Consider the following 19,711-nt stretch of genomic DNA (forward strand, 5'->3'; position numbering starts at 1 on the left):
AAATGTTTTTGAATAAGACAATGTTTAAGAGATGGATCAAGGACGCTTTCCGGCACAATGGCCTGGTAGTAGGCAGGATTTATGGCGGCCTGGTGATCTCAGGCGGAGCCTGGGCCACATGGACCAAGGAAGGATATGTGCCGAACTGGCTGAAAGCGGCGATCATGGAACACACCGGGGAACTGCCGAATGAAGGCGAAGTATTTAAGGCAAAGAAGGATGAAGTACAGCAGTATGAGGTGTCAGAGAATCCGTATCTGGACCTTCCGAAGAGGTTCCAGGGAGCCCGGATCCCGTTTTCAGTGATCCCGGTCATCTACGCCACCCGCTGGGCGAGCTACCGGCTGATCCAGTGCCGGATGTCAGGCGAGGTCATTCCAATCCCCAGTGAGTATTATGACATCATAGATATCCGGGAGACGGAACATGATGGGACACCTGCGGGACCATCATCCAGGGATGAGACAGGGCGCGTGTTGATCTGGAAGAATGAGACATCTGCGCTGGCTGTAAGCAGATCGGAGATGTCAGAGGAAGGGTCACCGATCCTGAAGGTATTGAAGGGTCTGAAGTTTGAGGAGGTGCCGCTGTAATGGGAGTGCCGGTTTTGATCATAGGGAAGTCTGGGACCGGGAAAAGCCGGAGTATGAAGAACTGTGTCGGCAAAGATTTCGGAGTGATCCGGGTGCTGAACAAGCCGCTGCCATTCCGTGGGAAGCTTCCGGGGAATGTATGCAGCGATTATGGAAAGATCAAGAGCGCAGTAAAAAGTCCGCAGTGGCCGAAATCCATCGTGATCGACGATGCAGGGTATCTGATCACCGGTCAGTTCATGGATGGACACAGCACCACAGGAAAAGGGAATGCGGTGTTTGGCCTTTATAATCAGCTGGCAGATGACTTCTACCGGCTGATCCAGGCAATCTCCGAGGCCCCGGACGATCGGATTGTCTATGTGGTCATGCATGAGGATACGAATGAATTTGGAGATATCAAGCCGAAGACGATCGGGAAACTTCTGGATGAAAAAGTTTGCCTGGAAGGGATGTTTACCATTGTGCTCCGGGCGGTAAAGGGAGAGCGGTATGCGTTCGTGACCCAGTCAAAAGACGGGGCTGTGAGTAAGGCTCCGGATGATATGTTCCCCGAAGTCGAGATCGACAATGATCTTTTGTATGTGGATAACAAGATCCGGGAGTATTACGGGATAGAGAATCCGAAAAACAGAGAAAGAGAGGAAGATAAGAATGATCAGTAAACCGAAAGGATATGATGAGGCACCGGCGTATACAGGAGAATTTTCCCAGCTGCCGGCAGGACTGTATGTATGCGAGATTTTGGGCGCGAAGCAGGAGGAGGCCAATGGACGGGACCGTTTTGTGATGCAGTTTGATATCGCAGAAGGGGATCAGAAGGGGTTTTACCGGAAGCAGTATGATGCAGAGAAACAGGTGAATCAGAACGCCAAGTACAAGGGTGTACACCGGCAGTACATGGATGAGAGCGGACTCCCGTTCTTTAAGGGGCTGATGACCAGTGTGGAACGGTCCAATGAGGGCTTTCATTTCCCATGGGGGACCAAAGGAAATGAGAAAACTCTGGTCGGGAAGAGATTCGGCGCAGTGATGGGCCGGGAGGAATTCCTGACAGATGACGGCAGGAAGCGGATGGCAACGAAGATCGTGCAGATCCGCAGCATAGACGGATTAAAGGATGCCAGGATCCCGGAGGACAAGCTCCTGGAAGATCAGGCCGGGAGGGACGTGCCGGCGCCTGAAAACAGCCAGCCGGATGGAGACGGTTTTATGAGCGTCCCGGAGGGGATCGATGAAGAGCTCCCATTTATGTAAAGCGGACTATGAGGAGGTGAAGCAGAGGCTGGGCATGCGGACTGCCGCGGAGTGCTATGGCCTGCGGGTAAACCGGCAGGGGTTCTGCCTCTGCCCTTTTCATGCCGACAGCCATCCCAGCATGAAGATCTATCAGCATGACAAGGGGTATTACTGTTTCACCTGCCACAATGGCGGGGATGTGATCAGATTTACGGCCCAGCTGTTCGGGCTTTCCAATGAGGAGGCCTGCAAGAAGCTGATCGAGGATTTTTCGCTCCCGATCCGGCTGGAAGGGCTTACATACCGGGAGAAGCGGGAACGGCAGAAAGCGCAGGAGAAATATGAGGAACTGCGGAGATTCCAGAAAGAGGCGGGAGCCATCCTGAAAGAATACTGGAAGCTCTTGTGTGACGCCGCGCACTGCTTTTCTTCCCCGCACTTTACAGAGGCGATGCAGGAGCTGTCGATCGTGGAGTATCGGATGCAATGCATCAGGGAACATCCAGAAGAATACTACAGGGACAGGAAGGCGGTGAAGCGTCTTGGAGAGATCCAAAGAAGAATTGCTGGATGGGATGAATGAACTGACGCCGGCGGATCCATTCCCAGATGAGATTTTTTATCAGATCTTTGAGATCGATGACCACGTGGAGCGGACCCAGTTTGTGGAAGCGCTGCGGAACCGGGCCCGCCTTCTGAAGAGAAGCCGGGAGTTCTCGAATCTTCTCCAGTCCTTCTTCAAAGATTACCAGCAAAAAATGATGGAACGCGGGAATGTGACCCAGTTCACAGAGCAGCCGGTCGAGCTGCAGTGCGGCCCCTGGAGGGCGACAGATCTGGGCGTCACCATGCAGAAGTTTGACAGCCGCGGGATGCCGGTACAGATCACGGCGTGCATGCATCCGATCCTGCCGATGGAGATCCTGAAGAATGTAGATACCGGGGAGGAACGGGTCCGGCTGGCTTATTTTAAATATGGGGCATGGAATCAGGTGACAGTGAACCGGGAAGTCTGCGCGGATAACACGTTGATCGTCAAGGTCCTGAGCAAGATCGGGATCGAAGTGACGTCAGAAAACGCAAAGTACCTTGTGCGGTATATCAGCGACTGTATCGGAATGAACCCGGCTAAACTGGCGCCGACGCGGTCTATTAACCGCTTGGGCTGGTGCGGGAATGAGTTCATGCCATATGCTGATGATATTGTATATGACGGGAATAAGGAATATGACCCGATCTTCCAGAACGTCCGTGAAAGCGGTAGTTTCCAGATATGGAAGGATCATTGCAGCATCCTGCGGAAAAATAGGATCATCCGCCTGGCATTTGCGGCCAGCCTCGGCAGCGTTTTGATCGAAGCTTTGCGGATCCTGCCATTTGTCTTCCACATCTGGAGCGGGGAATCCGGTACCGGAAAAACTGTGGCCATCATGGCAGCCATGTCTATCTGGGGCAACCCGAAGATGGGCGGCCTGGTCAAGACCATGGATGCAACAAGCGTGAACGTGCGGCGCACAGCAGCTTTTTTATACAGTCTTCCCTATGCAGGGGATGAACTGCAGACGGTGAAAGACAATAAATATTTTACGAATTATGATAGGTTCATTTACCAGATCACGGAAGGGATCGACCGCGGTCGTGGAAAGGCTTCCGGTGGTGTGGAAGAGACGAAGACATGGCACAACAGCTACCTTTTTACCGGGGAAGAGCCGATCACAAAGTCCAACAGCCGGGCCGGATCCAAAAACCGCGTGATCGAGATCGAGGTCGAAGAGAAGCTGCTGGAAGATGGAAACGATACGGTATCGATCCTGACAGAGAATTACGGACATGCCGGGAAACTCCTGGTGGAGTACCTTCAGAACACAGAGACAAGGAAGCTGCAGGAGGAATACAAGAGATATTTTGACGCTATGTGCAAGCTGGATACGACAGAGAAGCAGGCCATGGCAATGGCGTGCATGCTGGTGGCGGACCGGATCCTGACGGACGTGATCTTTGAGGGAGAGGATCCGCTGACAGTCCAGGATGTGGCACCATATCTGCGCAGCGCGAAGGAAGTAGATATCGCGGAGCGCTCCTACCAGATGGTCCTGAACTGGATCGCGAGAAACCCGGTACGGTTCCAGAATCCGGATGATGCGGATTCCGCCAATAAGGGAGAAGTCTGGGGAAGGATCGACACGGATGAAGAACATCCGGAACGCCCGCCCGTAGCGGTGATCAATAAGGACGTTCTCTGCGACTTCCTGGAGAAGAGCGGATATGACTATGCCGCAGTAAGTAAGAAATGGGCGGCGAAAGACCGGGTGATCCGGAACTCCCAGGGCAAACTGGTCCATCAGACAAAGGTATATGGCGTAAAAGCGAGCTATATCAAACTGAACATGGAACCCGCCGCGGACAAGGATGGATTTACGGAAGCGGAAGATGAGCAGATAGAACTTCCGTTTGATTAGGGTCTTACCACCATTTTTTGGTAAGACAAAAGGTAAGACCGAAAAATGGCTTAAAATGGGGCTTTATTATATACAGTCTTACCGTCTTACCAGTCTTACCTTACCCCATATACGTTACGCGCGCGTAAATGGCAGTGCGAAAAATATGATAAAAAAATATGAGTGTATGGGGGGTATTTTAGGTAAGATGGTAAGACCCCACGTTTTTACTGGGTTTGCGGGCCGTTTTTTATGAAAAACAGGGTAAGCCAAAACTGGAAAAAGGTAAGACAACAGGGAAATGGAGTGAAAAAATGAGTAATAAGAGTAATGGGACGGCATTTGAGAGAAAGTTTGCAGAGCTCCTTTTTGCAGAAGGATTCTGGGTCCACTGCCTGAAGGATAATGCGAACGGGCAGCCGTTCGATGTGATCGCGGCCAAGAATGGAAGGACTTATGTGTTTGACTGCAAAGACTGCATGACAGAGAGATTTGTGATGAGCAGGATAGAGGAAAACCAGCGCAACGCTATGAAGCTTTGGGCAGAGACGGGGAACCAGCCCGGATTGTTTGCCATTAAGTTCTCCGGGAGGATCTACCTTCTGCCATGCAGGATGCTGGAGATCCTGGAAGAGAACGGTACAAAGAGCATCACGGAGATCGAGGCGAGAAGATACGGCAGGACATTTGAGCAATGGTGCTATTCTCAGCATAGATTGGACAAGAAGGCAAAGAAATGAAAGTAAAGATCAGCAACGAGATTTACATACAGCATCCATCCCCAGAATTGATCCACTGGGCAAGACAGAACCTGATCATCCCGAATCCGGAATATAGCAAAAAGCAGCGGATGGGGCTATGGGTTGGCAATACGGAAAGGCAGCTGTACCTGTTCTATGTTAATGGCGATACGCTGGCGCTGCCCTGCGGCACAGGAAAGTCGATCCGGAAATATCTTTCCGGGGATATAGAGATCCGGCAGGATCTGGCAGACAACGGGATGATCGAGTATCCTGGCCGGGTTCCGCTGTATGAATACCAAGAGCTGGCGGTCGAGGCGATGCGAAAGGCCGGATGCGGGATCCTGCAGAGTCCCTGCGGGTCCGGGAAGACACAGATGGGGATCGCGCTGGCGGCCAGGCTGAGAAGAAAAACGCTGTGGGTTACCCATACAGCAGATCTGCTGACCCAGTCCTATGAAAGGGCGGGGCAGTATTATCCAGATGGCCTGCTGGGGAAGATCACAGCGGGGAAGGTGCAGATCGGAAGCCATATGACATTTGCGACGGTTCAGACACTCTCAAAACTGGATCTGCAGAAATATAAATACACTTGGGATGTGATCATTGTGGATGAGTGTCACCGGGTGTCCGGCACGCCAGCCAGCATGAAGATGTTTTATCGGGTAATAAGCTCCCTGGCGGCCAGATATAAATACGGGCTGTCTGCAACTGTACACAGATCAGACGGCTTGATCCAGAGTACGTTCGCCGTCCTGGGGAATGTGCAGTACCAGGTGCCGGATGAGGCAGTGGCCGAGAAAACAATGCAGGTGAAGATCCTGCGCAGGGATACCGGGATCAAGATAAACCGTTGCTGTCTTGATACGGACGGGACCCTTGTTTACAGCAGGCTGATGGACTACCTGGTGGAAAATGTAAAACGGAATGATCAGATCCTGGAGGACCTGATCAAGAACCGGGACCATTCCAACCTGATCCTGTCGGACCGTCTCCTGCATCTGCAGCTTATCATGGCGACAATGCCGATCGAAGTCAGGCAGTGCGCAGTGATGATCGATGGGAGCATGACATCAAAAAAAGCGAAGGCGGATCGGATAAAGGCGATCGAGGACATGAAATCCGGCAAGAAACATTTCCTGTTTGCTTCCTACAGTCTGGCAAAGGAAGGGCTGGATATCCCAAGGCTGGATCGGCTGTACCTGGCGACGCCGAAAAAGGATTATGCGGTGGTAACACAAAGCATCGGGAGGATTGCGAGGACATTTGAAGGAAAAGCAGATGCGGTATGCTACGACTATGTGGATGAGATCCAGTTTTGCGAGAATCAATGGAAGCGGAGAAAAACCAGTTACCGGAAAGCGGGGTGCGAATTTTTATGAACACAGTGGAAGCGTTTGAGAGAGTAAGGAAGCTACAGGCCAGGCGAATAAGGAATGAGAGAAATCTATCTCCGGAAGATCTGAGCGGGAAGTATCGGGTGCCATATGAGAAGCTGCAAGAGGAAATCCGGCAGGCGCAGATGGAGTACCGCGCAGCGTGTACGAGAAGTATCCGGAAGGCCACGGAGTATCTTTCCCTGCTGATCCTGTGTGATCCCACGGATGAGGGAATAGATGATCGCAGTGAGACCGCCCGGAGAAAGTTCCGGGAAGGAGATGGGGATCCGCTGCTCTTAAAAATCCTGACAGAGATTGATAATCTACTGGATGAAAAACTGGTGAGATGAAGAAAGGAGAAAAGCAATGCTGACAGGAGTGAATTTTGAACAGGCGATTGATTACTGGAAAAAGGGGCGTGAAGTCATTGTGATCGACCGGAACTCGAAAACGGAAAGCGGCGGATATGATAACTTCCCGTTTGAGGAACTGTTCCGCAACGTAGAGCTGCTGGCGGATGTTCCGGCTGTTGAGAACCCGGAGTTCAAACAGGCGATCGAGGAGATGGTGCAGAACGGATCCGGCCATGATCACGGAAAGGAAGAGTCTTCTGTGGAGGGAAATGATCCCCTCCCTCGACGGGGCCGGAGGTGAGTAAGCTTCCGGCCGGCAAGAAGACAAAAGAGATCATTCTGGAACTGGCCGCGCAGGGGATGCCCGCTCCGGAGATCGCGCGGAAGACCGGAATTAAGTATAACACGGTGTACTTCCATCTGAATCCAGACAAGTGCGCGAAGAAGCCGCAAAAGAAGGAAACGGTGGAACGGCCTGCGGTGATCCCGGGATGGAACGAGGACCGGCATGCGTGTAAGACATGCAGGTATCGGACAACGAAGGTTCAGGAGAAGCAGAACTTCATGAAGTGTAATTATATATCTCTGGCAAAGCATAGCCGGGGATGTGCGGTAGAAGACTGCGACAAGTATGAGAAGGGTTAAAGGGAAGAAATGAAGAACGAGAAAGAACCGTCAGAAGTCTTAACTGACTTTCTGAACTACATAGACAAGTGCCGGCACGATTATCAGGCAGCCCATGATGCTGTCGGGATGGAGGACAAGCGCCTTCAGGATCTACTGCATGGGTTGGAGTTCGCGGCAGATGAGAACGAGAAGCGCCGGGCCGGGACGAAGCTTCAGCAGAGTCGACGGGAGCGGCGGCAGAAAAAGGACGAGGTCAAGCGTCTTGAGCTGATCGTGAGGTTCTTCGATGAACCGGGGAACAAGGGCACACTGAACAAGATGCGTCAGCTCCTGGGGAAGCAGAGGAAAGAAGAAGAGTATCTGAATGGGGAACGGCATTATTACAAGAGAGTGGACGAGTAAAACAAAACAAACGAAGGGAGAGCGGAGATGGCGAAATTATTAGATAGACCATTCACGACCGATGAAAAGAGGGAGATCCTTGATATGCTGCGCGGAAACATAAGCAGGATCTCGGTGTCGAACGACATCGAAGAGATTGTGTGCCAGTTGAATTTTGCAGTGGACAGATTATCTGCGGTGGCGTATTCAAGGATTAAGGAGTTGACTGAAAGGGAGGAATGACGATGCGAGAAATATTATTCCGTGCAAAGCGGATAGATAATGGCGAGTGGGTAGAGGGAAATTATGTCAAAGCAGAGCTTATACATGAAGATGGGTATGAGCATTATATCATTGAAACTATGCGGCGAGGGAAAACATATGAAATTGACCCGGAAACCCTCTGTCAGTACACCGGACTGAAAGACAAGAACGGTAATCGGATATGGGAGAATGATATTGTTTCGGGATATTTCAACCATAAAAAAATAACCGGATTTATCAAATATGGATCAAATGCTGTCTATTACATTGAAAGAGAGGGATCATATGGGATACATCTGGATAACTCAGAAGACTGGCTTGAAGTGATCGGCAATATCTTCGATAACCCGGAACTGCTGAAAGGAGAATGAGGATGCAGGAATTAGAGAAGATTCTGGAAGAGATAGATCAGGAAAAGAAGAATGCGGCATTATCGATTAGACATACAACAGGATATAAAGCAGGGCAAATTCGCATGGCAGAAAGAATCGAGAAAATCATCCGCAAGCACATGAATGACGGCTGGATCCCGGTGGAGGAAGCGCTGCCGGAAGAGGATGGATTTTACATAGCTACTATGGATGGAGAGATTGTTGATCAGCAAGAGCCATTTACCGGACTTGCTGAATTTGAAAACGGGAAATGGATTGATGACGAGGATGATTACAGATGTGTTATCGCCTGGCGTCCTCTTCCAGAGCCGTACCGCCCGGAAAGGAGCGAGGGAAAATGAGACTGATTGATGCAGATGAGTTTTGCAGATACACGGATGAACATTGCCAAGACGATTTTGCGGAATTATGGAAAGAGCTTATAAGGAGACAGCCGACAGCCTTTGACAAGGAAAAGGTAATGAATAAATTAACTGGGCTTCAGGAAGCTGAACGCAGCGACTCTGATGAAGAGCCGGAACTCATAGACGGAGAGGATATATATGATGAAGGCCGTTCGCAAGGAAGGTTTGAGGCCTATCATAATGCGATAAATATTGTCGAGAAAGGCGGGATTGAATGAGCAAATATCCAATATCTGAGTACAGCCATCCCCGAAAGCAGAGTATGGCCGCCGCGCTGATCCGGGCACAGGGGGAGCAGTTAAGGGAGACGCCGGCGGAGGAGTATTTGATAGACAAGATAGGGAGCGGAGAACATGATAAATCTTCTGAAATTTTTAATACTGATTTTCTGGATACTTGATATTACAAATATGCCATTCATGAAGATATTTGACACAACCTATCCGATGAATACAGCATTTTGGTGGCTGATATGGATTTTTGTTTTGGGGTTCAGTGTTGAGACAAAGAGAGAGGGGTGATGCGGATGGATCGGGAAAAACTACAGACAGACAACGATAGAAAGAAAGAATATCTGAAAAGCTACCGGAAGCATGTCCGAAGAATACACCGGATCAATGCAGAGATCGAGGAGCTCAGAATGATGAAGATGTGCCCGTCGATGAAACCTGACGATGGTATGCCGCACGGTAGCGGCGGCCAAGGGGATTTGTCGGGGTATGCTGGCGATCTGGATGAAATGATCCAGGAGCTGATAAATGAAAGGTATCTCAGGATTAAGACATACCAGCAGATTATACGGCAGATCAAAAGGCTTAAATCGGAGAATGAGAAGGATGTACTCTTCTACCGGTACATAAAGGGGATGGAATGGTATGAAATTGCAGAAATGATGGGGTATTCAGAAAGGCAAGTGCATCGCTTTCATGGAAAGGCTTTAGCGCATTTTGAACTACCGAAAGATGTCATAGAATGTCAGTAGTATATGTGATATTATGATATCATCGAGAAGAAGAAAAAAGAGGAGCACCTTGCCGGACGAAAAGGAGTCTTTCTCTTTAACAAAGCGCCCAGCGCGCACAACTATAGCACAATGCCTCTCGCAGGCCGAACTATTGCCCTCGCTACAATGCGGGGGCTTCTTCATGCGGGCATATCATCAACGGCAGATGTGCAGGGTCGCGCCCTGTGTCCCGGTTCGACTCCGGGTGCTCCGCTTAAATACAGATTAGATCGAGAGGTGGTGATGTGAACGATGTTAAAGCTCAGATCAAGTTAGATTATCTTTCTGGTGTTCCGCCGAAAAAGCTGGCGGAGAAATATGACACCAGCATGAATACAATAAAGTCATGGATCAAGCGGTATGGCTGGTCAAAAATGAAAAAGCAGGGTGCACCTTCCGGGAATGAGGGTGCACCCTCTGACGTTCGGGGTGCACCCCGAAAAAAGAAGCACGGCGGCCAGCCAGGCAATAAGAACGCCGTTGGCCACGGTGCACCGAAAGGAAATAAAAACGCAGAAAAATTCGGTTTTTTCTCGAAGTATCTTCCGGAAGAGACCGTTTCTATTATCCAGGAAATGCCGGAGGATCCGCTGGATATCCTGTGGGATCAAATCCAGATCGCCTACGCGGCCATCATCCGGGCCCAGAAGATCATGTATGTTGCAGACCAGAAGGACAAGACAGTCGAAAAGGTTGGCGACGGAAAAGGGAAAGTTATATCCCAAAAGTGGGAAGTCCAGCAGGCCTGGGATAAGCAGGCAAACTTCCTGCAGGCGCAGGCAAGGGCGCAGAAAGCGCTGGACGGTATGATCAACCGGTATGAGGAGTTGCTGCACAAGAACTGGAAGCTGGCGACCAGGGAACAGAAGGCAAGGATCCAACAAATGAAGGCAAATACGGAAAAGATCAGACGGGCATCTGATAAAGACGAAGAAGAGGATGGTGTTACAATTGTCAATGACGCGCCAGCAGGTGAAAATATCGGAGATCATCATTCAGAAATACCTTCCGATTTTTAACAATACATCAGTCCGACATATCATATTGACGTCTGGTCGGTCTAGTACAAAGTCCAGCTATGCTGCTATCCGGGCAGATTATCAGATCGTTTCTGATCCGAATGGCTCTGTTGTGGTCCTGCGTAAGCACCATAATAAGCTGAGAAAAACAGTATACAAAGAAATGCTCCGGGGGATAAACCGGCTGAAAATACCGAAAAGAAAATTTGACATTACGAAATCCCCTATGGAAATCACTTACAAGAAGACGGGAGCGACGATCTATTTTTCTGGATCTGATGGTATTGACGATACGAAAGGTATCATAGATGAGGATAAGCCGATCAAGCTGGTAATCCTTGATGAGCTGACGGAATTTTTTGATGACGGAGAAGGAGAAGATGAACTACAGAATATAGAAGCCACTTTTATCCGCGGCAATTCTTCCGGATTCCAGATGATCTATCTGTACAATCCGCCCAAAAATCCAAATGCAGCAGTTAATCAATGGTGCCGTAAGATGGAAAAACGTCCGGACTGCATACATATCCATACAGACTATCGGGATGTGCCGCCGGAATGGCTTGGGCCGGATCTGATAGAGTCTGCGGAGATGATGAAAGAACTGGATGAAAAACAGTTCCGCTGGGTATGGCTTGGGGAAAGCATAGGGGTGGATGAATTGATCTATTACATGTTTTCTGACAGGCATAAGACCAGACCGGTGAAGAAAACATATCGGCTGATCGGTATCGGAGTGGACTATGGACAGCAGAATGCGACGACATACCAGCCGTTCGGTCTGGATATTTATAACAAAAAACTGGAAGGACTCACAGAGTATTACTACTCCGGACGAGATGAAGGAAAACAAAAGTCTCCGTCAGAGTACGCTCAGGATTTTATAAAACTGACAGACACATTGCATGAACAATATTCCTGCAATGTTTTTTATGTGTTCATAGATCCTTCTGCGAAGGGATTATCTGAAGAAATCAAAAGGGCGGTGGCAAGACGGCATTATAGCATTTCTATCAAAGACGCAGACAATACAGTGGCTTTGGGGATTTCCCGTGTGCAGAAGTGCCTGACATACGGAATCATAACTGTATCACCGGATCAAGAAAACCTGATCGAAGAGTTTGGGTTGTATGAATATGACAAGGATATCCTGAATCGTGGGAAGGAACAGCCGGTGAAAACTAATGATCACTGCATGGATGCATTGAGGTACCTTGTAATGGGATTATGGAGCAAGATCAAATATTTCCTTCCTGCCGCAGAAAGAGAGGAGAAAGCTGGATGATCATTATAAAATATTTGAATAAGGCTGGATATGACACGGTTGACTCCAGCTTTTATACGTTAATTGACACATGGAAGAGTTGGTATAGAGGGAATGTGAAGAAATTTCACAAATATAAAATGTACAATGGAAAAACTCATATTTCTTGCAAAAGACTGAGCCTCCAGATGGCGAAAAAATTATCTGAAGATATAGCAGATCTTTTACTAAATGAAAAAGTACAGATCACAATACAGGATGAAGAGACGAGTAAATTTGTTATGCAGGTATTGAAGGAAAACTATTTTTCAGTTCTCGGAAATGATTACCAGGAGCGGAAAGCCTATACAGGGACCGTGGCATACGTGCCATATCTGGAAGGGATAGCTGTAGATCAGGACGGATCTGTGCTTCCCGGAGCAGGGGGGAAAGTAAAGATAAACTATGTCTCTGCCTCTAACATATATCCGCTGTCTTGGAATAATGGATACATTTCAGAGTGTGCGTTTGTATTTCCCAAAGTAATTGGGACAAAGAAATATGTTCATATCCAGATCCATAAATTGGAAAATAGGCAGTATGTTTTGGAAAATCATGTTGTTGAATGTACATCTGGTGCTGGTACGGAAATTCCGAAAGAGAAGTGGGGGAAATTAAAAGGATTCGAGACGATGACGGAACGGTTTTATACGGGGTCTGAAGAACGGCAGTTCGTAATAGATCGTCTGAATATTTCTAATAATTCGGACAAGGACAATCCTATGGGCGTTGCTATTTTCGCAAATAGTCTGGATGTCCTCAGGGGGTTAGATACAGCCTATGATTCTTATATTAATGAGTTCGTATTGGGGAAGAAGAGGATATTCGCTTCACCTGAATTGATAGGGACAGATCCACTTGGAAATCCGGTATTTGATCCAGATGATGTAGTGTTTTATCAGCTCCCGGAAGATTATCTTAAAGATGGGGGGAAGCCACTGGAAGAAGTCAATATGGCCATCCGGGCAGATGAGCATGAGAAGGCAATTAACGACAATCTGAATATCCTGTCTATGAAATGCGGATTCGGGCAGAATCACTATAAATTCGAGAACGGGAGCATCCAGACAGCAACGCAGGTGATTTCGGAAAACAGCGACATGTTCCGGTCTGTTAATAAGCACGAGATCATTCTTAGGGATGTTTTGGATGAGCTTGTACGGATCATAGCAAGGCTTGGCCGGGTAATCGGAGCGAATACAAATCCTGATACAGAGATCGTAGTCGCATTTGACGACTCAATTATAGAGGATAAGCAAGCGGAACGACAGAGTGATCGTCAGGATGTAAGTATGGGGGTCATGCGTTTGGAAGAATATCGGGCGAAGTGGTACGGCGAAACAAAGGAAGAAGCACTGGCTAATCTTCCAGAACAGAATACGGTTATGGATGAATCTATATCCATTCCTCAGTCGGGGGGGCAATAGCGGAAGTTCAGGGGAAAGCTCTTAACGGTGCGCAGACGCAGAGCCTTATCGCTATTATGTCTCAGTTTAGCGCTGGAAGTCTGACAGAAGGACAGGCAATCAATCTGATTTCTACCGCAATTGGTATTGAAAAGGAGGAGGCTCGTAAGATTTTGAATGGGGATGTGATGTAATTTGAACCGAGAGTATAAAGAAAAACTTTCCCGGCAGATCGAAAGGAATTACTCTAATCTGGAGATGCGGATTATGGAAGATATTGTGCGCCGCATCAAGAAGACAGGGAAGATTACCAGTACAGCGGACTGGCAGATTAATCGGCTGCAGATTCTTGGCAATTCTTCAGAAGACATCGAAAAGATGGTAAAAGAAACTTTAGACGTATCATATCCGAAGATGTTTGAGCTGTATGATAAGGTTATTGACTGGGAATATGTTAGAAACAAGGATATCTACGAGCAGATTAATGCGGAGTTTATTCCCTATGAGGAAAATGGTCAGCTTCAGCAGATCACCAACGCTCTGATTCAGCAGACAGATGCAGATTTGCGGAATATTACTCAAAGCCTAGGCTTTTATCTGGATTATGGTGATGGAAAACGGGTACTCACTCCGCTTTCACAGGTGTATCAGAAATACTTGGATGCAGCCTGCTTGGATATTGTGTCGGGGACTTTTGATTACAATAGTGTTCTGCGCCGGGTAGTGTCGCAGTTGACGAACAGCGGGCTTCGACAGATTGATTATGCATCCGGATGGGCGAATCGTGTGGATGTTGCTGCCAGAAGAGCGGTAATGACCGGAATTACACAGCTGACCGGACATATATCAGAATATAATGCTGAAAAACTGGGGACAGAATACTTTGAGGTCGCCTGGCATGCCGGGGCTCGCCCCACTCATGCTGTTTGGCAGGGGAAAGTGTGGAGCAAGGAGCAGCTTGTTACAGTATGTGGCCTTGGGTCTGTGACCGGGCTGGAAGGGATAAACTGCTATCATGAAAGATATCCTTTTATTCCCGGTATTTCTGAGCGCCAGTGGTCAGATGAGTGGCTGCAGCGTAAGAATCAGGAAGAGAGCACGCCGAAGGAATTTAAAGGCAAAGAATATACTGTTTACGGGGCAAAGCAGAGACAGAGGCAAATGGAAACAGCGATGCGGGCGCAAAGGGAGAAAGTTCAGCTTCTTGAAAAAGGCGGAGCGGATCCGGACGATATCATGCTTGCCCGGGCGAAGTACCAAGGGCAGCTGGATGAGTATTCCAGGTTCAGCCGGAAGATGGGACTGAAAGAAGAAAGAGAGCGGATTTACTACGATATGCGCGGCAGAATAGCCAGCAATACTTCAAGGCAGAACTCGAGATATTCTTCGGGAATGATCAAAAATGCTGCGAGAGACTCAAAGCAGTATAACAGATATAAGAATATTATCGGAGAAAATGTAGGAAGTCTTGCGGATTTCCGACAGATGAAGTACAATAACCCTAAAGAGTTTGGGCTACTGACAGATTATACAAATTCTGTTAAAAACGGAATGATATCTCCATTGTCCGGGTTTGAAAATTATAAAAAACTTTACGCAACAGTTGAAAAAGATGTTGTCGGGATGAAAACATCCACAGGAATAGAGATTACAGGACAGAGTAAGCATTTTATGGAGAGGGTAATCGGGACCAAAGAAGATCCGAAAACACACCGGCCAAGAAGCGGGGTTAGCATCGAAAATATCCAGGATGCGCTTCTTCATGGAACTCCACGGACTAGAGCGCAGGATCCAGACAGTATAAAATATGTAACCGATAAGTGTATCGTATCTGTAAATCCTAAGACAGGGGTTTTAATACAATGCAATCCAAGATAGGAGGCGACGAGCAATGACAATAAAACTGAATAGAGAAATGTCGGAACTCCTATTAAATGAAGTGGAGGATATAGATCCATTCGTTGTCAGTCAAAGAGAACTGGATGAAGGCATAGTGGAATTAGATGTTTCGGATATTGATGAAGTGCAATTGCTAATAAATGATGAAATTGTGTACAGAGGGCTCGATAAGCAGGACACAGTCAATGACCTTGGTAAGAGACTGTATGATTTATATGACGAGGTTTTGTATCAGAAGCATCATAGCTGAGGTGCATGATTAGATAAATAGTACCGCTCATTCAAAAAGAATGAACGGTATTTTTATACTTCTTTTTAGGAGGTGATGTGAGTGATACAGATATGTATCAGAGAAAGCGGAATACGAATGGCCGGACACGCAGGACGAACAGAGTCGGATGGTATTGACCGTGTGTGTGCTGCAGTATCTGCTCTGACATGCGCGTTGATCAACGGCTTGACAGACTTGACCGGTGATCGGATCAGAGCATATACAGACAGCGGAACAGCTATTGTTGAATGGGAAAACCTGACCGACGGCGGCAAACTTCTGGTTGATAACTGGATGCTCGGCATTACAGATATCAACCGAGAATATAACTGTATAATATTTCAATAGATAAGCACCCATTTAAGGGTGTTTTTCTTATGTCCAAAACGTGATGACGTGAAAAGCTCGGGAGCCTGTCGAGGCGAAACGGAGGAAAGAACATGAAAAAAAGAATGATATTGCAGCTCTTTGAAGACGGTGCGGGAGCTGGCTCTGCCGGAGGGCAGGAAAAAAATACCGGGGCTGGTAACGGCGGCCAGAGTGGAAACGCCGGGAGCGCTTCCGGAGCGCATGGAACCGGAACATACACCTATGAACAGTTGGAAGAAATTGCTTCAGTTCGTGTCAACAGGGCAGAGAGAAATGCTCTTACGAACTACTTCCGAAGTCAAGGGATGACTGAGGATGAGATAGCAGAGGCGATCCGCGATTTCAAAGAACAGAGAGCGAAGCGCCAGCCAAATGCGGAACAGCTTCAGCACGATCTGGCCGAAGCACAAAAAGAGAATGCCCGCATGAAGAATGAGAACATTCTTCGGGAGAAAGGCGTAAAGGCAGACGATCTGGACTATGTGATATTCAAGGTGGAAAAGATGGTCGATGACAAGACTGACTTCAAGAAAGCTGCTGAGAAATTTCTTAAGGAAAATCCCCGTTTTACTGGATCTACTTATCGAGTGAGCACAGGCTCTTCGTCAAGTGGGGCTGGAGGCGAGGGAAATCCCAATGATAGTATTAACGCTGCAATCAGAAGGGCGGCAGGAAGGTAGGAAAAATGAACAGAAACAGAATGAATCTCAGAATTTTTGAGAATGACGCAAATATTATTGACAGGACGGGGGCAGAAGCTCTGATTCCGGAAGAAAGAGCAAGGGAAATTATCCAGGGCGTTGTGGCGCAGTCAGCTGTGCTCACACAGGGACGCAAACTGGCCAACATGTCCAGTAAAACATATCGGATGCCTGTTTTGGATATGCTCCCGCTTGCGTATTTTGTGAACGGCGACAATGGAAGTAAAAAGACAACGAAGGTAGCTTGGGACAAGAAAATCATAACGGCAGAGGAAATTGCGGTTATTGTACCGATTCCAGAGGCTGTGCTTGATGATTCTGAATATGATATCTGGGCCGAGGTCCGTCCGCGTGTTGAAGAGGCTTTTGGAAAAGTGATTGACAGTGCAATTCTGTTTGGAACCGATGCTCCGGATTCCTGGAGAGATGATATCGTAAAAACAGCGACAGCTGCCTCCAGCGTAGTTACTCTCGGCGCCTCTGATGATCTCTACGACAAGATCATGAGTGAGGATGGGGTGATCGCAAAGGTGGAAAGCTCCGGCTTTTTCGTTACAGGCCATATGGCGGACATCTCTATGCGGGCAAAGCTCCGTGGTCTGAAGGACAGTACTGGTAATCCGATCTTTAAGAGCGATATGCAGAATGGGACACAGTATTCTCTGGATGGATCTGCAATCACGTTCCCCAATAACGGAGCATTTGACAAGTCCAAGGCTTTGATGATCTCCGGCGATTTTTCTCAGCTGGTGTATTCTATCCGTCAGGATATTACGTTCAAGCTGTTTACAGAGGGCGTAGTGCAGAATACGGACGGCACGATTGCATACAACCTTATGCAGCAGGATATGGTTGCACTGCGGGCAGTTATGAGACTCGGCTGGGAAATTCCGAACCCGATCAATGCGATCAAGAGCAATAAAACTCAGCGGTGCCCGTTCGCGGTACTGAAGGCAGGATCCTGATGGGAGGTGTGAGATATGCAGATTGTTGATGCGATCAAAAATCTTACAATTGCAATAAAAGGAAGCGGGTCCGTGGAAGATATTTCTACGGACCAGATCGCTGATGCGATTCAGTATATGGCAGACAATTGGGATACCATTTCTGCCGGAATAGGCGGCGGAGAAGCTTATGAACTTCCTGCGGCATCAGAGACTGCTTTAGGAGGAGTTAAAAAGGCTGCCACTGTTGCGGCTGTTTCGGCAGCAGATGCGACTGCTGCAGGTGAAGCTTATGACCAGACGGTGGCTCAGAGTGCAGTGGCACTGGCAAATGCTAATAAATCCGCTATCAATGCTATACTGACGAACCTTAAAGCCGCGGGCATCATGGCATAGGCGGTGATGGGATGCAAGGATATGCAGATTATACTTTCTATGTAGACACCTATCATGGAAGCATGGACGAGGCAGACTTTTCCCGGCATATCCTGTCGGCTACGCAATATATCCGGTATGTGACAGCAGGAAAATCTGACGCATATGCAGGAGATGAATTAAAGTATGCGTCCTGTGAGGCAGCAGATATGTATTATGTTGCTTCGCAGGCGGATTCTGGCGACAGAGGGCGAGTAAAAAGCGAAAATAACGACGGCTACTCCGTAAGTTATGCGTCCGAGGGAAAAGAGGGAGAGACCGACGAAGAGTTGATTTCAAGGAAGATATATGGAATCGTACGGCGTTGGCTGCTCCCAACGGGGCTGATGTATAGAAAGGTGAGATGCGGATGTGATTACGAATGCAGACATCACGATTTATAATCATTATTATGACAAGGAAACACGTCTTGATAAATGGCACAGGACCATTATCTACGGCGTGCATTTTTATGTGGATCATAAGGTTTCTGTAGGAGACAACGGCCTGAACAGTGCGGATATATATAAAATTCGGATTCCGGGAGACGCCCGGTGTATGAATCAGTACATTTCGGAAGATGACTGGATAGGGCGCGGATGTGACATTCTTGGCTGTTGGACGTTGCAGAATGACGATCTGGCGGTACTGGGTGTTTGTAGCGTAGATATTGAGAAGCCGGCTGATCTGAAGCTAATGGGGAAGAAATACTGTAAGATTACATCTTGGTCAGACAATCGGTTCGGCGGACTTCCGCATTGGCGGATCGGAGGCGAGTAGCGTGGCTCAAAAGAGAGATATCAAAATAGCGTCTCCCAGAGGGTTTATATACACTTCAACAAATAAAAACGGATCTGTGACAGCGAGGCTTCAGTGGGCCCCAGGTTTTCAAAGAAAAAAACAGGCATCATTTGTACGGGCACAGGAGTTTGTGGATTCTGAATGTTTGAGGTATATGAATCCTCTAACCCCACGCCGTACAGGTGCAATGATCAAATCCGCAACATTAGGAACTGTGATTGGAAGCGGAAGCATTGAGTATCTGGCCCCTTATGCAAGGCGTCAGTATTACGAGCACAAAGAAAAGTCACATTGGTTTGAGACTATGAAAGCCAGTAAGAAGGATGCCATTATGAAGGGAGCGAATCAAATTGCCGGGCAATAAACCCATTATAGAGAGTATAAGAGATTATATTTTATCCTGTGATTTTCTGAAGGAAGGAAAAGTAAATATTGATTACCTTCCGGACGAGATGGCTTATTCCATTGATCCAGTTGGAGCTGATCCGATTTATAAACGTTACGTCGACGGGGGATGCCTGAAACAGTTTCAGTTTTCTTTATTGAGCAAGGAAGCGTATGACGGAGATGCACGAACAGGGATTGCAAACAGTGGATTTTATCAGCTGTTTGAGGAATGGATCGAAAGAAATAATATGATGGATATCTACCCTAAATTGGATGGACACCAGGCGATACGAATTGATGTGCTGCAAAGCGGCTATCTGTTTTCAACAGAGGCCGATCTGGGCAGATATCAGATTATATGTAGATTGATTTACAAATAGGAGG

The 19,711-nt window shown here is 47.9% G+C and carries 30 protein-coding genes; all 30 read left to right on the forward strand.

Annotation, left to right across the window (positions count from 1 at the left end):
- The first annotated feature begins 8 nt into the window (after positions 1 to 8).
- The 30 genes from BQ7367_RS07880 (at position 9) to BQ7367_RS08025 (ending at position 19,707) form a co-directional block, all read left to right on the forward strand.
- Positions 9 to 593, forward strand: a complete 585-nt coding sequence (locus BQ7367_RS07880) for a hypothetical protein (protein WP_143142971.1) — start codon at positions 9 to 11, stop codon at positions 591 to 593.
- The gene (locus BQ7367_RS07885; protein ID WP_072524941.1) at positions 593 to 1,258 is read left to right on the forward strand and encodes an AAA family ATPase; all 666 of its coding nucleotides are present in this window, start codon (positions 593 to 595) and stop codon (positions 1,256 to 1,258) included. The genes BQ7367_RS07880 and BQ7367_RS07885 overlap by 1 nt, the downstream gene beginning before the upstream one ends.
- A complete protein-coding gene (locus tag BQ7367_RS07890; protein ID WP_072524942.1) occupies positions 1,248 to 1,850 on the forward strand; it encodes a hypothetical protein in 603 nt (200 codons plus the stop codon). The genes BQ7367_RS07885 and BQ7367_RS07890 overlap by 11 nt, the downstream gene beginning before the upstream one ends.
- Positions 1,828 to 2,415: a CHC2 zinc finger domain-containing protein gene (locus BQ7367_RS07895; RefSeq protein WP_072524943.1), complete on the forward strand. Its 588-nt coding sequence runs from the start codon at positions 1,828 to 1,830 to the stop codon at positions 2,413 to 2,415. Before BQ7367_RS07890 ends, BQ7367_RS07895 begins: the two co-directional genes overlap by 23 nt.
- Positions 2,375 to 4,291: a DUF927 domain-containing protein gene (locus tag BQ7367_RS07900; protein WP_235837572.1), complete on the forward strand. Its 1,917-nt coding sequence runs from the start codon at positions 2,375 to 2,377 to the stop codon at positions 4,289 to 4,291. Before BQ7367_RS07895 ends, BQ7367_RS07900 begins: the two co-directional genes overlap by 41 nt.
- Before the next feature lie 293 nt (positions 4,292 to 4,584).
- Positions 4,585 to 5,010: a Holliday junction resolvase RecU gene (locus tag BQ7367_RS07905; RefSeq protein ID WP_072526142.1), complete on the forward strand. Its 426-nt coding sequence runs from the start codon at positions 4,585 to 4,587 to the stop codon at positions 5,008 to 5,010.
- Positions 5,007 to 6,392, forward strand: a complete 1,386-nt coding sequence (locus BQ7367_RS07910; protein WP_072524945.1) for a DEAD/DEAH box helicase — start codon at positions 5,007 to 5,009, stop codon at positions 6,390 to 6,392. Before BQ7367_RS07905 ends, BQ7367_RS07910 begins: the two co-directional genes overlap by 4 nt.
- A complete protein-coding gene (locus BQ7367_RS07915) occupies positions 6,389 to 6,739 on the forward strand; it encodes a hypothetical protein (RefSeq protein ID WP_072524946.1) in 351 nt (116 codons plus the stop codon). The genes BQ7367_RS07910 and BQ7367_RS07915 overlap by 4 nt, the downstream gene beginning before the upstream one ends.
- Before the next feature lie 16 nt (positions 6,740 to 6,755).
- The gene (locus BQ7367_RS07920) at positions 6,756 to 7,043 is read left to right on the forward strand and encodes a hypothetical protein (RefSeq protein ID WP_072524947.1); all 288 of its coding nucleotides are present in this window, start codon (positions 6,756 to 6,758) and stop codon (positions 7,041 to 7,043) included.
- Positions 7,040 to 7,387, forward strand: a complete 348-nt coding sequence (locus tag BQ7367_RS07925) for a helix-turn-helix domain-containing protein (RefSeq protein WP_072524948.1) — start codon at positions 7,040 to 7,042, stop codon at positions 7,385 to 7,387. Before BQ7367_RS07920 ends, BQ7367_RS07925 begins: the two co-directional genes overlap by 4 nt.
- A 9-nt stretch (positions 7,388 to 7,396) precedes the next feature.
- Positions 7,397 to 7,771, forward strand: a complete 375-nt coding sequence (locus BQ7367_RS07930; RefSeq protein ID WP_072524949.1) for a hypothetical protein — start codon at positions 7,397 to 7,399, stop codon at positions 7,769 to 7,771.
- 27 nt (positions 7,772 to 7,798) lie between these two features.
- On the forward strand, positions 7,799 to 7,993 hold the full coding sequence (locus BQ7367_RS07935) for a hypothetical protein (RefSeq protein WP_072524950.1): 195 nt from the start codon (positions 7,799 to 7,801) through the stop codon (positions 7,991 to 7,993).
- 2 nt (positions 7,994 to 7,995) lie between these two features.
- Complete coding sequence (locus BQ7367_RS07940; protein WP_072524951.1) at positions 7,996 to 8,385, forward strand: YopX family protein; 390 nt, start codon at positions 7,996 to 7,998, stop codon at positions 8,383 to 8,385.
- Between the two features lie 2 nt (positions 8,386 to 8,387).
- Positions 8,388 to 8,747 carry a DUF551 domain-containing protein gene (locus tag BQ7367_RS07945; RefSeq protein ID WP_072524952.1) on the forward strand — a complete coding sequence of 120 codons (360 nt, stop codon included), beginning with the start codon at positions 8,388 to 8,390 and terminating at the stop codon, positions 8,745 to 8,747.
- Positions 8,744 to 9,028, forward strand: a complete 285-nt coding sequence (locus tag BQ7367_RS07950) for a hypothetical protein (RefSeq protein WP_072524953.1) — start codon at positions 8,744 to 8,746, stop codon at positions 9,026 to 9,028. The genes BQ7367_RS07945 and BQ7367_RS07950 overlap by 4 nt, the downstream gene beginning before the upstream one ends.
- A complete protein-coding gene (locus tag BQ7367_RS14475) occupies positions 9,025 to 9,210 on the forward strand; it encodes a hypothetical protein (RefSeq protein ID WP_072524954.1) in 186 nt (61 codons plus the stop codon). The genes BQ7367_RS07950 and BQ7367_RS14475 overlap by 4 nt, the downstream gene beginning before the upstream one ends.
- Before the next feature lie 126 nt (positions 9,211 to 9,336).
- On the forward strand, positions 9,337 to 9,792 hold the full coding sequence (locus tag BQ7367_RS07960; protein ID WP_072526143.1) for a sigma factor-like helix-turn-helix DNA-binding protein: 456 nt from the start codon (positions 9,337 to 9,339) through the stop codon (positions 9,790 to 9,792).
- A gap of 266 nt (positions 9,793 to 10,058) precedes the next feature.
- Positions 10,059 to 10,832, forward strand: coding sequence for a phage terminase small subunit (terS, locus tag BQ7367_RS07965; protein ID WP_072524955.1), 774 nt, complete (start codon positions 10,059 to 10,061; stop codon positions 10,830 to 10,832).
- On the forward strand, positions 10,753 to 12,117 hold the full coding sequence (locus BQ7367_RS07970; RefSeq protein ID WP_235837573.1) for a PBSX family phage terminase large subunit: 1,365 nt from the start codon (positions 10,753 to 10,755) through the stop codon (positions 12,115 to 12,117). Before terS ends, BQ7367_RS07970 begins: the two co-directional genes overlap by 80 nt.
- Entirely contained in the window at positions 12,114 to 13,562 is a 1,449-nt protein-coding gene (locus tag BQ7367_RS07975; RefSeq protein WP_072524956.1) for a phage portal protein, read from the forward strand. The genes BQ7367_RS07970 and BQ7367_RS07975 overlap by 4 nt, the downstream gene beginning before the upstream one ends.
- A 174-nt stretch (positions 13,563 to 13,736) precedes the next feature.
- On the forward strand, positions 13,737 to 15,419 hold the full coding sequence (locus BQ7367_RS07980) for a phage minor capsid protein (RefSeq protein ID WP_083588905.1): 1,683 nt from the start codon (positions 13,737 to 13,739) through the stop codon (positions 15,417 to 15,419).
- A 13-nt stretch (positions 15,420 to 15,432) separates the two neighbouring features.
- Positions 15,433 to 15,690: a hypothetical protein gene (locus BQ7367_RS07985; RefSeq protein ID WP_072524957.1), complete on the forward strand. Its 258-nt coding sequence runs from the start codon at positions 15,433 to 15,435 to the stop codon at positions 15,688 to 15,690.
- 81 nt (positions 15,691 to 15,771) lie between these two features.
- Entirely contained in the window at positions 15,772 to 16,059 is a 288-nt protein-coding gene (locus BQ7367_RS07990; protein WP_072524958.1) for a ribosomal-processing cysteine protease Prp, read from the forward strand.
- Positions 16,060 to 16,151: 92 nt separating this feature from the next.
- Positions 16,152 to 16,760, forward strand: a complete 609-nt coding sequence (locus tag BQ7367_RS07995; RefSeq protein WP_072524959.1) for a hypothetical protein — start codon at positions 16,152 to 16,154, stop codon at positions 16,758 to 16,760.
- A 5-nt stretch (positions 16,761 to 16,765) separates the two neighbouring features.
- Positions 16,766 to 17,746, forward strand: a complete 981-nt coding sequence (locus tag BQ7367_RS08000; RefSeq protein WP_072524960.1) for a phage major capsid protein — start codon at positions 16,766 to 16,768, stop codon at positions 17,744 to 17,746.
- A 15-nt stretch (positions 17,747 to 17,761) separates the two neighbouring features.
- Positions 17,762 to 18,121: a head fiber protein gene (locus tag BQ7367_RS08005; RefSeq protein ID WP_072524961.1), complete on the forward strand. Its 360-nt coding sequence runs from the start codon at positions 17,762 to 17,764 to the stop codon at positions 18,119 to 18,121.
- Between the two features lie 11 nt (positions 18,122 to 18,132).
- Positions 18,133 to 18,543, forward strand: coding sequence for a head-tail connector protein (locus BQ7367_RS08010; RefSeq protein ID WP_072524962.1), 411 nt, complete (start codon positions 18,133 to 18,135; stop codon positions 18,541 to 18,543).
- Positions 18,512 to 18,919 (forward strand): DUF6751 family protein, encoded by a 408-nt coding sequence (locus BQ7367_RS08015; protein ID WP_072524963.1) that lies wholly within the window; start codon positions 18,512 to 18,514, stop codon positions 18,917 to 18,919. Before BQ7367_RS08010 ends, BQ7367_RS08015 begins: the two co-directional genes overlap by 32 nt.
- Position 18,920: 1 nt before the next feature.
- The gene (locus BQ7367_RS08020; RefSeq protein WP_072524964.1) at positions 18,921 to 19,304 is read left to right on the forward strand and encodes a minor capsid protein; all 384 of its coding nucleotides are present in this window, start codon (positions 18,921 to 18,923) and stop codon (positions 19,302 to 19,304) included.
- Entirely contained in the window at positions 19,291 to 19,707 is a 417-nt protein-coding gene (locus BQ7367_RS08025) for a hypothetical protein (protein ID WP_072524965.1), read from the forward strand. The genes BQ7367_RS08020 and BQ7367_RS08025 overlap by 14 nt, the downstream gene beginning before the upstream one ends.
- Positions 19,708 to 19,711: the final 4 nt, after the last annotated feature.

The organism is Clostridium sp. Marseille-P3244, from assembly GCF_900120155.1.
Classification (GTDB): Bacteria; Bacillota; Clostridia; order Lachnospirales; family Lachnospiraceae; genus Mediterraneibacter.